The organism is Robertkochia marina (genome assembly GCF_004799345.1).
GTDB classification, from domain to species: domain Bacteria; phylum Bacteroidota; class Bacteroidia; order Flavobacteriales; family Flavobacteriaceae; genus Robertkochia; species Robertkochia marina.
Window position 1 is genome coordinate 324,990 of the sequence record NZ_SSMC01000001.1, and the last position, 15,781, is coordinate 340,770.

Sequence of the window (15,781 nt, forward strand, 5' to 3'; positions counted from 1 at the left end):
GAACCACCCCGTCAGCGCCGAGGCGCTGCCACCCCTCCTTAGAAAGGAGGGGATTATTACGTTTTCGAAACGGATTAATTACTGGAAGGCTCCATCACATAACTTCATTACCTCGTAACCTCATAACAAAAAAAGGCCTCCGTCTGGAGGCCCTTTTTTTATTATATCTGATTCACTTTTTAGTGATTCAATTCTTCTTCGTTTTCCTGAAGCGGAACTACCTGAGGCACGAAATCCTGTCCAGGGATAACATATTCCCCATCTTCTCTGGTCTTAGAGTAATCATAAGCCCAACGGTGTACGTGTGGAATCTCTCCAGGCCAGTTACCGTGCATATGCTCTACAGGAGTAGTCCATTCAAGGGTGGTAGAGTTCCATGGGTTCTGAGGAGCTTTCTGTCCGTAGAACATACTTCTTACGAAGTTGTATACGAAAAGCAGCTGAGCAAAACCGGCGATGATCGCAAATACGGTCATTACTACCTGTACGTCTGTAAGGTCGTCAAACATTGGGAAAGCCGTATTGGTGTAATAACGTCTTGGTACCCCGGCCATACCTACAAAGTGCATTGGGAAGAATACCCCGTAAGCACAGATCGCTGTGATCCAGAAGTGTGCATAACCAAGATTTTTGTTCAACATTCTACCAAACATCTTAGGGAACCAGTGGTATACCCCGGCAAAAAGTCCGTAAAGTGCAGAAATACCCATTACCAGGTGGAAGTGTGCTACTACGAAATACGTATCGTGTACGTTAATATCAAGAGCACTGTCTCCAAGAATGATCCCTGTAAGACCTCCGGTGATGAAGGTAGATACCAGACCGATAGAGAATAACATGGCAGGGTTCATCTGCAGGTTACCCTTCCACAGGGTGGTGATATAGTTAAATGCTTTTACCGCAGAAGGAATCGCGATAAGCAGGGTTGTAAAGGTAAATACTGATCCAAGGAATGGGTTCATACCTGACACGAACATATGGTGACCCCATACGATGGTTGAAAGGAATGCGATAGCAAGGATCGAAGCTACCATTGCGCGGTAACCAAAGATCGGCTTTCTGGCATTCGTTGCGATCACTTCTGAGGTGATTCCAAGGGCAGGAAGTAATACGATGTATACCTCAGGGTGACCAAGGAACCAGAACAGGTGCTCGAACAATACCGGAGATCCCCCCTGGTAGTGCAGCGCCTCTCCCTGAATAAAGATATCAGACAGGAAGAAAGAAGTTCCGAAACTACGGTCCATGATCAACAATAAGGCAGCTGAAAGCAGCACAGGGAAAGAAACAACCCCGATGATTGCCGTGATAAAGAACGCCCAGATAGTTAAAGGAAGACGAGTCATTGTCATTCCCTTGGTTCTAAGGTTCAATACAGTTACGATATAGTTCAGTGATCCAAGCAGGGAAGAAGCAATAAAGATCGCCATAGACACCAACCAAAGGGTCATTCCCATACCTGATCCGCCCTGGGCCTGTGGCAAGGCACTCAATGGAGGATAGATCGTCCAACCTGCAGCGGCAGGACCAGCTTCCACGAACAATGAGATAACCATGATGATAGAAGACAGGAAGAATAGCCAGTAAGATACCATGTTCAGGAATCCGGAGGCCATATCTCTTGCTCCGATCTGTAATGGAATTAACAGGTTACTGAAAGTACCACTTAAACCTGCTGTTAACACGAAGAACACCATGATGGTACCGTGAATGGTTACCAGTGCAAGGTAGATATTCGGGTCCATAACCCCTTCAGGGGCCCAATCTCCAAGAAGTACTTCAAAAACCTTGAAAGACTCTCCCGGCCAGGCTAATTGCATTCTGAAAAGCAAAGACATCGCGATCCCGATAGCTCCCATGATCAAACCGGTGATCAGGTATTGCTTAGAGATCATCTTGTGATCCTGGCTAAAGATATACTTGGTAATGAATGTCTCCTTATGATGATGCCCGTGATCGTGCGCGTGATCTTCTGCTTGTGCGTTTACTGCTGTTGCTGACATAATCTTTAAATCGTTTAATTTTTTTCTTTTAAATAGCTAATTACTGAGCTGCGGCCATTTGCTCTCCAAAAGTCTGTTGAGCTTCCAGCCACGCATTAAATTCTTCCTCCTCTTCCACTACAATCTTCATTTGCATATTGTAGTGCGATGATCCACAGATCTTGTTACATAACAATACGTAATCAAACTCCCATGAATCTACGTCCTCTCCATTCGCTCTTCTATCTGCTCTTAGCTTGTTTATGTTCTGCACCTTGTCTTGAATACCCTTATCTGCTCTCATTTCCTGAGTAGTAATCGTTGGGGTAAACGAGAACTGGGTGATCATTCCGGGAACACAGTTCATTTGCGCTCTGAAGTGCGGCATATAAGCCGAGTGAAGCACGTCCTGCGAACGCATTTTAAAGATCACCTTACGTCCTACCGGTAAGTGAAGTTCTGTTTGAGAAATGATATCATCCTTGGCATAAGGATCTGATTCATCAACTCCCAGCACATTGTTCTTATCAATTTCGATAAGACGAACGTTAGCACCTCCTAATACATTATCCTCTCCGGCATAACGGGCTTTCCAGTTAAATTGCTGAGCGTACAACTCGATAATAATCGGATCACCTTCTTCTTCATCAATATCCATAAGATTTGTCCAGGTATACAGTCCGTAAAGGATCAGACCGGCCAGGGTAATCACAGGAATAATGGTCCAGATGAATTCCAATTTATCGTTGTCTGCATAAAATAAGGCTTTTTTACCTTTTTCGCCACGATATTTAAAAGCAAAATAATGCAACAGGGCCTGGGTAATGATCTGCACAAAAAAGATCAGGGCAAAAGATATGAACATCAGGTTGTCGTATTCTGATCCGTGCGCAGAGGCCGGAGTCCCTAAAACTTTGTCACCCCATTTCCAGAATGAGAAAATAGTAAGCAGGTAAATAAATACCAGGAACCCAAACATCAGGTAACCATTCAGTTTGTTATCCTGATCATTGGCTACTTCACTTTTTTCCGATTTGACCTGAGAGAGTTCGAAAATCTTCGTCATCTGCCAGATCGCAATGGCTACAAGTACTAGTACTATAATTATCAATAAAGCCGTCATCTTAAATATCCCGTTTTCGTTTTATTTATTAATTAATAGTGAAAGTGCTTACTTTCTTCTATATATGGGTTTCTCTTCGCTAATAAAGGCGCCTTTGTCAGGGCATTGAATACCACAAAGATAAACAAGCCTGCAAAGAACAATATACCACTGATCTCTGCGATACCAATAAACCATTGGTCTCCAACAGTAGCAGGCATGATCATATTGAAGATATCAATATAGTGCCCCAGAAGGATCACAATTCCAGCCATGATCACAAACCAGTTCAGACGTTTGTAATCGCTGTTCATAAGGATCAGTAATGGGAAAATGAAATTCATAACCAGCATTCCGAAGAAAGGAAGCTTATAGTCCTCTATTCTGGTCACGAAATAAGTAACCTCTTCCGGAATGTTCGAATACCAGATCAGCATGAATTGAGAGAACCAAAGGTAGGTCCAGAAGATACTCACCCCGAACATGAACTTGGCAAGGTCATGAATATGGCTGTCATTTACGAACTCCAGGTATCCTTTTGATTTCAGGTAAATAGTGATCATTGCGATCACGGTAATACCCGATACGAACATACTGGCGAATACGTACCATCCAAACAGGGTAGAGAACCAGTGTGGATCTACGCTCATGATCCAATCCCATGACATCATTGATTCTGATACCAGGAAGAATACCAGGAATCCTGCAGAGATACGGAAATTCTTTTTGAAGTTACTATCATCAGAGGCGGTATCCTGGGCAATAGAGAACTTACGAGAGAAGTACTGGTAAGCAGCCCATCCACCAATATAGATCAACGCTCTGATCAGGAAGAAAGGTACATTAAGGTACCCGGCTTTACCCTGAATAAGCTCATCGTGAGCAACTACTTCAGGGTCCATCCAAACAAAAAGGTGATTCATATGGAATCCGGAAAGTGCAAGGATCACAAAAACGATCAAGGCACCCGGTAATAAATATGCGGTGATCCCTTCCATAACGCGAAACAGTACGGGTGACCATCCTGCCTGTGCGGCTCTTTGGATCGCGTAGAAAGCAAGCACCCCTAAGGAGATCATCATAAAGAAAAATGCACTTACATAAAGGGCGGCCCATGGTTTATTTTGCAATTGATGCAAAAGGTGTTCTCCATGGCTCGTTCCATGCTCTTCTTCAGCGTGAGTTCCCTCACCGTGAGCCTCCTCACCATGTCCTGCTTCTTCATGAGCGTCCTGTCCGTGTTCTGCGGCAGCTCCGGCATCATGAGTAGCGGCACCGTGATCATCTCCATGGTGTGCATCGGCTACCATCGCCATGGCTTCTGCCTCTGTAGAAGGAGCTGAAAAAAATCCGTACACCAATCCAAGAGCACCAACTATCATTAAAACGAAAGCTGCTGTTCTTAATCTGTTTGAAAACGTATACATATCCTGAATCTTCTTATTGATAGTTGCTATTATTTTTCTAAGTCTTGTTTAAGCTGCATTACATACTCTGCCACCTGCCAGCGTTCCTTTTGATTCAGCTGATTGGCATAAGACCCCATAGAGTTCAGACCGTAATGGATCACGTGGTATACACTACCTACTGTAATGGCCCTTCCGGCATCATCATAACTTGGTACCCCAAGAATCTTTTCTCTCTCAACCAGGATCCCTTGTCCGTTACCTTTTGTACCGTGACATACTGCACAATAGATATTGTAAAGTTCTTTCCCGGTTTTCAGGTTATCTTCTTTGCTGAGTGAATCCAGCGGACTTTTAAGGTTAGCCTTCGCAAGAGCGTAATCTTCAAGGGTGTTTTCGTATTCGTATACTTCAAACCCTCTGGGAATACTTCCTTCTGCCGGCAATTGCCCTTCTTTACCATTTCTGAAAGCCCCTGTTTCCTGGTAGGTCTCATAACCTACAGACTCGTACATATTGGGCATGAATTGATAGTTAGGCTGGGATTTGTTCTGACAAGAGGCCAAAACTACCGCACTTAAAACAATTGCTATTTTGCTTATTACTTTCATTACGACTAATTAATGCTTTTCAGTAATTTTTAGTTCCACGGCTCCGGTATCAGCCAGGAGTGCTTTTAATTCTTCTTCATTATCATGCAAGGCCACTTCCATCAAAAAGTGATCATCGGTGGTTCTTACATCCGGGTTCTCAGCCTCCTTAAATGGCCACATTTTACTTCTCAGGTAAAAGGTAATTACCATAAGGTGGGCAGCGAAGAATACCGTTAATTCGAACATAATTGGCACAAATGCAGGCATATTCTCCAGGTAGCTGAAACTTGGTTTCCCTCCGATATTCTGTGGCCAGTCTTCGATCATGATAAAGTTCATCATGGTGATCGCTACGGTAAGCCCAACACACCCGTAAAGGAATGAGGTGATAGCAATTCTGGTTGGCGCCAGCCCCATAGCCTTATCCAGACCATGGACCGGAAACGGAGTGTATATTTCTTCGATGTGGTGACGTTCAGCCTTGACGCGTTTAACCGCAGACATCAATACGTCGTCATCATTGTACAGTGCTTGAATAACTTTAGAAGCCATAGAATATCTTATTTAATTTTCAGCCTCACCGGCCACATCATCTTTTTTGGTATCGTCAATAACCGTTACCGCATAAACGGCAGTTCTTTTATCAGCTCCGGTACCGCTTAAGCTCTTACCAGACTCTCTGATGCTCTTGTAACGCTCTCCTGAAGATTTCAGAATGGTTTTCACCTCTGCCTGTGCGATCACAGGGAAGGTACGGGCATAAAGCAGGAACAACACAAAGAAGAATCCGATGGTTCCAACAAAGATCCCGATGTCTACAAAAGTAGGTGAGAACATGGTCCATGAAGATGGTAGGTAGTCTCTGTGCAGCGATGTAACGATGATCACAAAACGCTCAAACCACATTCCGATGTTCACGACGATAGAGATAAAGAACGAGAACATGATACTGGTACGCAGTTTCTTGAACCACATGAACTGTGGTGAGAACACGTTACAGGTCATCATACTCCAGTAAGCCCACCAGTAAGGTCCTGTAGCCCTGTTAAGGAAGGCGTACTGTTCGTACTCTACTCCTGAATACCATGCAATGAACAACTCGGTAATATAGGCACAACCTACGATCGACCCGGTGATCATGATCACGATATTCATTAATTCAATATGTTGTACAGTAATATAATCTTCAAGGTTACACACCTTACGCATAATAATCAGAAGGGTGTTTACCATGGCAAATCCTGAGAAGATCGCTCCCGCAACGAAGTAAGGAGGGAAGATGGTGGTGTGCCATCCGGGAATTACCGAAGTAGCAAAGTCAAAAGATACAATGGTGTGTACCGAAAGTACCAGTGGTGTTGCAAGACCCGCAAGTACCAGAGATACCTCTTCAAAACGCTGCCAGTCTTTGGCGCGTCCGCTCCAACCAAAACTTACCAGGCTGTAGATCTTTTTCTGGAATGGTCTCACAGCACGATCACGGATCATGGCAAAGTCAGGTAACAATCCTGTCCACCAGAACACCAGGGATACCGAAAGATAGGTTGAGATCGCAAATACGTCCCACAACAGTGGAGAGTTAAAATTCACCCACAGCGATCCGAATTGGTTAGGAATAGGAAGTACCCAATACCCAAGCCATGGACGTCCCATGTGAATAATCGGGAAAAGTCCGGCCTGTACTACCGAGAAGATGGTCATCGCCTCAGCAGATCGGTTAATAGCCATTCTCCATTTCTGACGGAATAACAGAAGTACGGCCGAGATCAGTGTCCCGGCGTGACCGATACCTACCCACCAAACGAAGTTGGTAATATCCCAGGCCCATCCAACAGTCTTGTTAAGTCCCCAGGTTCCGATACCGGTTGATACTGTATAAATTATACAACCCAGCCCCCAAAGAAAGGCTACTAATGCAATAGAGAATACAATCCACCATTGCTTATTAGCTCTTCCCTCTACCGGAGCAGCTACCTCCACAGATACATCGTGGTAAGACTTCTCCCCGGTTACAAGGGGTTTACGTATAGGTGCTTCGTAATGCGACGCCATATCCTTATATAATTGTTTCTTGTGTTATTTATTATTTATGCTTCCTGAGTGTTACGAACCTTCACGTGATAGAATACGTTTGGTTTTGTACCCACATGCTCCAACAAGTGGTACATACGGTCACTCTCCTTCAATTCGGCAACTTTGCTCTCCTTATCATTGATATCTCCGAACACCATGGCTCCACTGCTACATGCGGCAGAACAAGCTGTCTGGAATTCACCGTCTTTGATCTCTCTACCTTCACGTTTTGCGTCAAGGATGGTCTTCTGGGTTTTCTGGATACACATAGAACACTTCTCCATTACCCCACGAGATCTTACAGTAACATCAGGATTCAACACCATCTTACCAAGATCGTCGTTCATATAGAAATCAAACTCGTCATTGTTATTGTAAAGGAACCAGTTAAAGCGACGTACTTTATACGGACAGTTGTTCGCACAGTAACGAGTACCTACACAACGGTTATACGCCATATGGTTTTGACCCTGACGACCATGGGAGGTTGCAGCCACCGGACATACAGTCTCACAAGGCGCATGGTTACAGTGCTGACACATTACCGGCTGGAACGCCACCTGAGGGTTCTCAGAAGCAAGCTCCATCTCTCCGAATGTACTCAGGGAATCACCAAGTCCGCTCATATTATCCTTGGTCTGATTATCACCTTCAAAGGTTTCTTCAGATGAATAGTAACGGTCAATACGCAGCCAGTGCATATCTCTTGACTTTCTCACCTCTGCCTTACCAACCACAGGAACGTTATTCTCCGCATGACAAGCGATCACACAGGCACCACATCCGGTACATGCATTCAGATCGATAGAAAGGTTAAAGTGGTGACCGATAGATCTGTCAAATTCATCCCAAAGGTCAACGCTTACTGCATCAACTTCTTCGTGATTCAGCGACACCTGAGGTTGAGGATTCCAGTCTCTGGCATCTTTGGTATTGAAGATCTCAAGAGTCGTCTCTTTTACGATATCTCCTCTACCCATTAAAGTATTGTGAAGCTGAACACAAGCAAATTCGTGTTCTCCGGCAACCTTTTCTACGGTAACCGACTGCACATCATTAAAGTTATTATAAAGTGTAAAGGCATTAACTCCGGTTCTCATTTCAGTCTTAAGACTTTCTGTACGTCCGTAACCAAATGATAAACCTACAGTACCTTTAGCCTGTCCGGGTTGAATGATCACAGGTACCCTGTCAATACTAACCCCGTTCACAGTTACCTTAGCATAGCTTCCGTTAAGTCCGCCATTGGCAACATTACTATTCTCAAGTCCCATTTCATTGGCATCGGCCTGAGAAACGGTAAGGTAGTTATCCCATGAAACACGGGTAATCGGATCAGGGAATTCCTGCAGCCATGGGTTATTGGCCTGCTGACCGTCTCCCATACCTGTTTTAGAATATAAAACCAATGACATTCCTTCCTGGGCGGCACCGGCTAAAGCTCTTGCAGCAGACATTCCTCCGCCTACAGCTGCAGCCTCAACACCTTCTGCACTCTCTTCTTCAGCTACCACTTCATCAGTCACCTCTTCTGAAGCCATGAACACCCCATCATGCAGGGCCTGGTTCCATGCAGAGCCACCTAGAACAGAAGTCTCCCAGTTATTTTTTACATATCCATAGAAGTCCATTGAATTCCCGGTCCATTTCAGAAGCGAATCCTGGAACTGACGGGTATTGAACAACGGACGAATGGTTGGCTGCATAAGTCCAAAGTGACCCTTTTTGATCTCCACATCACCCCATGATTCGAGGTAGTGAGGAGCCGCAGCTATATAATTTGCCAATACGGCAGTTTCATCTTCTTTTTGTGAGAACACAACACTGTGATCTACACTCTTCATAGCCTCTGCAAAAGCAGCAGCATTTGGAAGCGTATACGCTGGATTTACTCCGGCGGTAATTAACACTCCAACCCTTCCGGCAGCCATATCATCTACAAGAGAAGCTACCTGGGCTGCATTACCCTGACGGGTCATTTTCGGCTGAGCAGTATCGAAAGCCTCACTACCAAGCATCTCATTGATCTCGAGGGCCAGGCTCTGAGCATTCACATCTTTAATACCTGTAACCACTACAGCTTTTGCACCAGCCTTCTTCACCTGTTCGGCAGCATTTTTAACTGCAGCATCAACCAATTCAGGCAGCTCACCGCTTACAGAACTACCACTCAGGTATCCGTAAAACTTAGCCATAGCTACTTTAGCCTGGGCAGGTGTCACAGGAACACGCTTATCTGCATTAGCACCACTGAGGGTCATATTAGACTCGAACTGTACGTGACGCGACATCTTTCCATCCTGTGGTACACGTCCTTTAGCGTACCCGCTATCATATCCGCCTCCCTGCCAATCTCCAAGGAAATCAGCACCAAAGGAAACGATCACTTCCGCTTTTGAAAAATCATAATCGGCCATAGCACGTGATCCGTACTTAGCCTGGAAGGCTTTAACAGCCTCTTCTTCAGAAATGGCATCGTATACTACATGACGAGTGTTGCTGTAAGCCGCCTTAAACTCCTCAATAAGTTTAGAGGTAGACGGACTGGCAAAGGTTTGCGTCAGCAGCACGATCTGCTTTCCGGCAGCCTGGGCCGCATTGATAGCCTCCGCAGTTTTGGCATCAAGCTCATCCCATTCTATATAAGAACCATTTGCCTTAGGTCCTTGCACACGCTTACTGTCATAAAGTCCTAAAACAGACGCATGAACACGGGCATTAGCTCCGGCTCCGGCTTTCGCCTCCTCATTGTTCTCTACCTTGATCGGACGTCCTTCACGGGTTTTGATCAATACCGACGCGAAATCAAATCCGTCCGCAATATGCGTTGCGTAGTAATTGGCAACCCCCGGAACGATCTCTTCGGGCTGCACTACATAAGGAATAGACTTTTTCACCGGTCCTTCACACGCAGCCAAAGAAGCTGCAGCTGTACTAAAACCAACGTACTTAAGGAAATCCCTTCTTGTGGTAGAAGACGAAGCCAACGACTCCTTATCCCCTAAAAATTCATCTACCGGGATCTCTTCAACAAACTCATTCTGTTTAAGCGTTTCTACAACAGAGCTGTCAGGGTTAAGCTCCTCAACACTTTTCCAGTATTTTTTGTTTGATGCCATGTTATGATATTACTGATTTAAATAACCCTTATCGGGCTGAAAAATATTCTTAATTAATAACGGAGTGCAAAACTCCAAAAATCCTGCAACCGGATATCCGACCGCAGGATCCGTATATTTTTAATAGTGACACTTACCACACTCAAGTCCACCCATCTGAGCAGCTGTGAGCTTATCTACACCATATTTCTTAGATAATTCCTCGTGTATCTTTTCGTAATACTCGTTTCCTTCCATTTTAACATTGGTCTCTCGGTGACAGTTGATACACCAACCCATGGTTAAGGGAGCATGCTGATACATTACCTCCATCTCCTCTACCGGTCCGTGACATTTCTGACACTCAATTCCGGCAACGGTTACGTGTTGTGAGTGATTGAAGTAAGCAAAATCTGGAAGGTTGTGAATTCTCACCCATTTTACCGGCTGCGTTTCTCCTGTATATGACTGCGTATTCATATCCCACCCCACAGCCTTGTAAAGCTTCTGGATCTCTCCGTCGTAGAACTCTTTTGAATACTCGGCAGTTGCAGTTTCTGGAGCAACTTCTACGATATTCTTATGACAGTTCATACAGATATTCAAAGAAGGTATTCCCGAATGTTTGGAAACACGCGCAGAAGAGTGACAGTACTTACACTCGATCTGATTCTCACCAGCGTGAATTCTGTGAGAATAATGAATAGGCTGCACAGGCATATACCCTTGATCAACCCCTACCTGCATCAGGTATCCATAAGCAAAATAAGCACCTCCAAGAAGCAGAAAGATAGACGTCACCAATACCAGGAACTGGTTTTGAGCAAAGGCTTTCCACAACGGCAATCTCTTCTCATCTTCAGCCTGAGCAAATTCCACTCCATTAGCTTCAGCGATTCTTCTAAGGGTCTTATTAACCAGGAACAACATTACCACGAGCATACCAAACACCAAGGCCAAAGCAGCAAGGATCACCTCGTTACCGAGACCTCCGCCTCCACCTTGAGGCGCAGCTCCGGCAGGAACTTCAGCAACCTTAGGCTCTTCTTTCGGCTGCATGGTGTACGCAATAATATTGTCGATATCTTCGTTAGAAAGCTGAGGGAAGGCAGTCATTACTGACGGCTGGTACTCTTCCCAGATGGCTACCGCCTGCGCGTCTCCGGACTTGATAAGTGCCTGACTGTTTTTGATCCATTCATACAACCATTCTTGCTCATACTTATCACCAACACCTCTCAAAGCAGGTCCTGTCATGTTCCTGTCAAGATTATGACAAGCTGCACAGTACGTATTGAAGAGGCTTTTCCCGGCGGCCGGGTCGGCCTCCTGAGCCATAAGGGAAGTTGAAAATGAGAAGATTAACGCAAATCCAATACCTAAAATTCTCAAAGCAGAATTACGGTGAGTCACCTTTTTCATATTGAAACCTAAATTTTCTATCTTAATTGGCACGATTTTTTCACCGTTAAACCGTGAAAAAACGTTATTTCAAAATCAGGCACAAAAATACGACATTGACTTTATTTGGGAAATCTTAGAGAAGCGTTAATTATTAATTTATAATTATTCTAAATTAGTTTTGAAGGCCCATAAAACAATAAGGTTTACTTTTGCACAAAACCCCATTCATTATGAGATTTTTACCGAAAAATGACATTATCCTCAGCGCTTTTTGCTGTTTAACTTTTACGGCATTTTCTTATGCACAGGAAATCAAAAACACCCCTGTTGCCAAGGGAAATATCAACATTGTTCAGGACGCCCGAATTGACCAGCTGCTGGCGGCGCAAAAAGACATGTTTAAACGCAATGAGGCTACCCTTTACAGAATACAGGTGTATAACGGAACCCTTGAAGGGGCACAGGACGCCCTGAAAGAATTCAGAAAAGAATACCCCGACTGGAAGGCCGACATCAGCTTTGAACTTCCCAACTACAAGGTCAGAGTCGGCAAGTTCAGAACAAGACTCGAAGCCGACCGAAGGCTCATGGAAGTAAAGAAGACACATCCCAGCGCCTTTTTGCTGGAACCGAGATAGAAAAAAGCGACCCTGAGGGTCGCTTTTTTTAGTTATGCGGTTATGCGGTTATGCGGTTATGCGGTTATGCGGTTATGCGGTTATGCGGTTATGCGGTTATGCGGTTATGCGGTTATGCGGTTATGCGGTTATGCGGTTATGCGAGATTATGAAAACTTATTGTCTTCGCGGGGCCGAGCGTTTAGAAATGGTTCGGGGAACCATTTTAGCGATGGAGCCAGATGGCGCGCTGGCTAAAGCAGGTTGCGGCGATCTCCTGAAACTATCACTACAGATCCCGGAATTCATATAAAGAATAATAGGATGTAAAGAATTGGACACCTCCTTCCGGCTGGGACTATTACTTCTAAGCAACTCTTCATGAAAAAACCCTCCCCTCCGCGCAAAGCGCGGAACCCCCTCCCTAAAGGAGGGGAATTATCACAATTCAATGCTATTAAAAATAAGAATCCTGCCCCCACCGGTGGTAGGTGTCTGCAGTATTACTGCAGGCGGAAGGGGGCTTATTACTCGGAAGCTCTATAAAAGCCATTGAGCAAGATTCAGGAGATCGCCACGGCCATTATATGGCCTCGCGAAGACAAAGGGGGTATAACCTTACAACAAAAAAAGCCCCGTAATTGCGGGGCTTTTTATTTATCACTCGTAATCTTACTTGAGCTTCTTCTTAACAGCTACTTCCTGGAAGGATTCTATAATATCACCCTCCTTAATGTCGTTGTAGCCTTTAACCTGCATACCGCAGTCGTATCCCTTGGAAACTTCCTTCACATCGTCCTTGAATCGCTTCAAAGAGGCCAGTTCACCTGTATAGATAACCACCCCGTCGCGGATAAGACGAATACCGGCGTTTCTGAAAATCTTACCATCAGTCACCATACAACCTGCAATGGTACCAACTTTAGAGATCTTGAAGGTTTCTCTGATCTCGGCCGTACCGGTGATCTCCTCCTTCATTTCAGGAGACAACATTCCTTCCATCGCATCCCTCAGATCATTGATCGCATCATAGATGATGGAATAGGTTCTGATATCGATCTCTTCCTTATCGGCAATTGATCGCGCATTACCCATTGGTCTCACATTAAATCCGATAATGATCGCATCTGAAGCAGTTGCAAGCAATACGTCAGATTCTGTGATCGGACCAACAGCCTTATGAATTATATTGATATGAATCTCCTCGGTACTCAGTTTCTGGAACGAGTCGGTCAAGGCCTCTACAGATCCATCCACATCCCCTTTCAGGATAATATTCAGCTCTTTAAAGTCGCCAAGAGCAATACGTCTTCCGATCTCATCAAGAGTAATATGACGCTGTGTTCTTACAGACTGCTCTCTTTGCAGTTGAGTACGCTTGGCAGCGATTGATTTCGCTTCCTTCTCATCTTCAAATACGTGGAATTTATCACCGGCCTGAGGTGCCCCATCAAGACCCAATACAGAGATTGGAGTTGACGGCCCGGCAGCAACAATAGCCTTTCCACGTTCATCATGCATGGCTTTTACCTTACCACTATGGGTTCCGGCTAGCATATAATCACCTACCCTCATTGTTCCGGCCTGTACCAGTACAGTAGCTACATATCCACGTCCTTTATCAAGGAAGGCTTCTACTACGGTACCGTTAGCCAGTTTATCAGGATTGGCTTTCAATTCAAGAAGCTCAGCTTCTAACAATACTTTCTCCAGTAATTCCTGAACTCCCTGACCGGTTTTGGCAGAGATATCGTGCGACTGGATCTTACCGCCCCAGTCTTCTACCAGAAGATCCATATTGGCAAGGCTTTCTTTTACTTTATCAGGATTCGCTGTAGGCTTATCCACCTTATTTATAGCGAAAACAATTGGCACTCCGGCCGCCTGAGCGTGAGAGATCGCCTCTTTGGTCTGAGGCATCACGTCATCATCTGCTGCGATCACAATGATGGCAAGGTCAGTCACCTGCGCACCCCTTGCCCGCATCGCGGTAAAGGCTTCGTGACCGGGAGTATCCAGGAAGGTGATCTTTTGACCGTTTTTCAGAGTAACTCCGTACGCACCGATGTGCTGGGTAATACCACCGCTCTCACCGGCGATCACATTTTCTTCACGAATATAATCCAGCAAAGAGGTCTTACCGTGGTCAACGTGACCCATTACGGTAACGATAGGCGCTCTGGCCTCCAAATCTTCCGGGAGGTCTTCCTCTTCCGGAATAGATTCTTCGATCTCAGCAGTTATAAATTCTACCTGGTAACCAAATTCTTCTGCAATAATAGATAGTGTTTCGGCATCGAGACGCTGATTCATGGTCACCATCATTCCCAGAGACATACAGGCAGAGATCACCTGGGTTACCGACACATCCATCAGGGTTGCCACCTCACTTACGGTAACAAACTCAGTAACCTTAAGCACTTTGCTTTCGGCTTCTGCCTGCGCCATTTCCTCTTCGGTTTTCTGGCGGTGGATATCTCTTTTTTCTCTACGGTACTTCGCTCCTCTTGATTTAGAGGCTTTACCCTGTAATTTCTCAAGGGTTTCACGTACCTGCTTTTGTACTTCTTCTTCAGTAGGCTCTACCTTTTCTACCTGGGCCTTACGTCCTCTTCCGCGACCTTTCTGATCTTTCTGGAAACGACGTCCACCTCCTTGAGCTGGTCCTTTTCCGGTATCCTTACTGATACGTTTACGACGTTTTCTTTTATCGTCTGCGCCTCCCTTATTATCTGAAGGTTTGGCGGCTTCTTTTTTCTTCTTAGGCTTATCGAACTGAGAAAGGTCGATCTTCTTCCCGGTAAAACTCGGACCTGAGAGACGGGTATAATTGGTCTCGAGCTTTTCGCTCTTCACTACCTCATCATCAACAACCACCTCTTTGGTCTTTCCTGCCGGTTTAGCCTTTTTCTCTTCTGCCTCAGGCTTTTCTTCCTTTTTCTCAGCTTCCACTTTCGGAGCTGCAGGCTTGGCCGGTTCGGCCTTCTTTTCAGGAGCCTTTTCAGGCTTAGCTTCAGGCTTCTCAGCTTTTTCAGGAGTCGCAACCTCCTCTTTAGGCTTTTCCTCTGGCTGGGGCTTAACTTCAGGAGCCTCCTCCTTTACAGGAGTTTCAGCTGCAGGCTTCTCAGCAGGTGGGGCAGGAGTTTCTTCCTTACCACCATCAAGGTCGATCTTCCCTACGGTCTTCGGACCACTAAGGCTGGCTCGTGCCTTGATCACTTCCTGTTCTTTTTGACGTCTCAGCTCCTGTTCCTTTTCCAACTCTTGACGGATAGCTTCCTTTTCCTTGCGCTTTTCTTCGCCCACCTCTTTTGAAGCCACCTTTTTACTCTTGTCTGTTTGAAATTCCTGCAGGAGTACTTCATATACCTCACCAGAGATCTTGGTGGTAGGTCTTGCTTCTATTTCTATCCCTTTAGATGCAAGAAACTCTACCGCCCTGTCCAGGGAGATATTGAATTCTCTAAGAACCTTGTTTAGCCTCAATTTTGCGTTTTCAGCCATAA

The 15,781-nt window shown here is 45.2% G+C and carries 11 protein-coding genes; 2 read left to right on the top strand and 9 right to left on the bottom strand.

Going from position 1 to position 15,781, the window contains the following annotated elements:
- Nucleotides 1-179 precede the first annotated feature (179 nt).
- The 8 genes from E7Z59_RS01340 to E7Z59_RS01375 form a co-directional block, all read right to left on the bottom strand.
- The gene (locus E7Z59_RS01340; protein ID WP_136334493.1) at nt 180-2,003 is read right to left on the bottom strand and encodes a cytochrome c oxidase subunit I; all 1,824 of its coding nucleotides are present in this window, start codon (nt 2,001-2,003) and stop codon (nt 180-182) included.
- 40 nt (nt 2,004-2,043) lie between these two features.
- Nucleotides 2,044-3,105, bottom strand: a complete 1,062-nt coding sequence (locus E7Z59_RS01345) for a cytochrome c oxidase subunit II (RefSeq protein ID WP_136334494.1) — start codon at nt 3,103-3,105, stop codon at nt 2,044-2,046.
- Between the two features lie 32 nt (nt 3,106-3,137).
- Nucleotides 3,138-4,511 (bottom strand): quinol:cytochrome C oxidoreductase, encoded by a 1,374-nt coding sequence (locus tag E7Z59_RS01350; RefSeq protein WP_136334495.1) that lies wholly within the window; start codon nt 4,509-4,511, stop codon nt 3,138-3,140.
- A 29-nt stretch (nt 4,512-4,540) separates the two neighbouring features.
- The gene (locus E7Z59_RS01355; RefSeq protein ID WP_136334496.1) at nt 4,541-5,101 is read right to left on the bottom strand and encodes a c-type cytochrome; all 561 of its coding nucleotides are present in this window, start codon (nt 5,099-5,101) and stop codon (nt 4,541-4,543) included.
- Between the two features lie 9 nt (nt 5,102-5,110).
- Nucleotides 5,111-5,635 carry a DUF3341 domain-containing protein gene (locus tag E7Z59_RS01360; protein WP_136334497.1) on the bottom strand — a complete coding sequence of 175 codons (525 nt, stop codon included), beginning with the start codon at nt 5,633-5,635 and terminating at the stop codon, nt 5,111-5,113.
- 12 nt (nt 5,636-5,647) lie between these two features.
- Nucleotides 5,648-7,135 (bottom strand): NrfD/PsrC family molybdoenzyme membrane anchor subunit, encoded by a 1,488-nt coding sequence (nrfD, locus tag E7Z59_RS01365; protein WP_136334498.1) that lies wholly within the window; start codon nt 7,133-7,135, stop codon nt 5,648-5,650.
- 35 nt (nt 7,136-7,170) lie between these two features.
- Nucleotides 7,171-10,275 (bottom strand): TAT-variant-translocated molybdopterin oxidoreductase, encoded by a 3,105-nt coding sequence (locus E7Z59_RS01370; RefSeq protein WP_136334499.1) that lies wholly within the window; start codon nt 10,273-10,275, stop codon nt 7,171-7,173.
- A 120-nt stretch (nt 10,276-10,395) separates the two neighbouring features.
- Nucleotides 10,396-11,676 carry a c-type cytochrome gene (locus tag E7Z59_RS01375; RefSeq protein WP_136334500.1) on the bottom strand — a complete coding sequence of 427 codons (1,281 nt, stop codon included), beginning with the start codon at nt 11,674-11,676 and terminating at the stop codon, nt 10,396-10,398.
- A 212-nt stretch (nt 11,677-11,888) separates the two neighbouring features.
- On the opposite strand from E7Z59_RS01375, the gene E7Z59_RS01380 reads away from it, so the two are divergent.
- Together E7Z59_RS01380 and E7Z59_RS15195 are read left to right on the top strand one after the other, a co-directional pair.
- Entirely contained in the window at nt 11,889-12,296 is a 408-nt protein-coding gene (locus E7Z59_RS01380) for an SPOR domain-containing protein (RefSeq protein WP_136334501.1), read from the top strand.
- 148 nt (nt 12,297-12,444) lie between these two features.
- Nucleotides 12,445-12,588, top strand: a complete 144-nt coding sequence (locus E7Z59_RS15195) for a hypothetical protein (protein WP_168731217.1) — start codon at nt 12,445-12,447, stop codon at nt 12,586-12,588.
- Between the two features lie 359 nt (nt 12,589-12,947).
- Here E7Z59_RS15195 and infB read toward each other — a convergent pair whose 3' ends face one another.
- Nucleotides 12,948-15,779, bottom strand: a complete 2,832-nt coding sequence (gene infB, locus E7Z59_RS01385; RefSeq protein WP_136334502.1) for a translation initiation factor IF-2 — start codon at nt 15,777-15,779, stop codon at nt 12,948-12,950.
- Nucleotides 15,780-15,781 lie beyond the last annotated feature (2 nt).

Excerpts from the sequence above, each read along its gene's own strand:
- E7Z59_RS01360 (WP_136334497.1), bottom strand. The coding sequence starts at position 5,635 with ATGGCTTCTAAAGTTATTCAAGCACTGTACAATGATGACGACGTATTG.
- E7Z59_RS01355 (WP_136334496.1), bottom strand. The coding sequence starts at position 5,101 with ATGAAAGTAATAAGCAAAATAGCAATTGTTTTAAGTGCGGTAGTTTTG.
- E7Z59_RS01350 (WP_136334495.1), bottom strand. The coding sequence starts at position 4,511 with ATGTATACGTTTTCAAACAGATTAAGAACAGCAGCTTTCGTTTTAATG.
- E7Z59_RS01340 (WP_136334493.1), bottom strand. The coding sequence starts at position 2,003 with ATGTCAGCAACAGCAGTAAACGCACAAGCAGAAGATCACGCGCACGAT.
- E7Z59_RS01380 (WP_136334501.1), top strand. The coding sequence starts at position 11,889 with ATGAGATTTTTACCGAAAAATGACATTATCCTCAGCGCTTTTTGCTGT.
- nrfD (WP_136334498.1), bottom strand. The coding sequence starts at position 7,135 with ATGGCGTCGCATTACGAAGCACCTATACGTAAACCCCTTGTAACCGGG.
- E7Z59_RS01370 (WP_136334499.1), bottom strand. The coding sequence starts at position 10,275 with ATGGCATCAAACAAAAAATACTGGAAAAGTGTTGAGGAGCTTAACCCT.
- E7Z59_RS15195 (WP_168731217.1), top strand. The coding sequence starts at position 12,445 with ATGAAAACTTATTGTCTTCGCGGGGCCGAGCGTTTAGAAATGGTTCGG.
- infB (WP_136334502.1), bottom strand. The coding sequence starts at position 15,779 with ATGGCTGAAAACGCAAAATTGAGGCTAAACAAGGTTCTTAGAGAATTC.
- E7Z59_RS01375 (WP_136334500.1), bottom strand. The coding sequence starts at position 11,676 with ATGAAAAAGGTGACTCACCGTAATTCTGCTTTGAGAATTTTAGGTATT.
- E7Z59_RS01345 (WP_136334494.1), bottom strand. The coding sequence starts at position 3,105 with ATGACGGCTTTATTGATAATTATAGTACTAGTACTTGTAGCCATTGCG.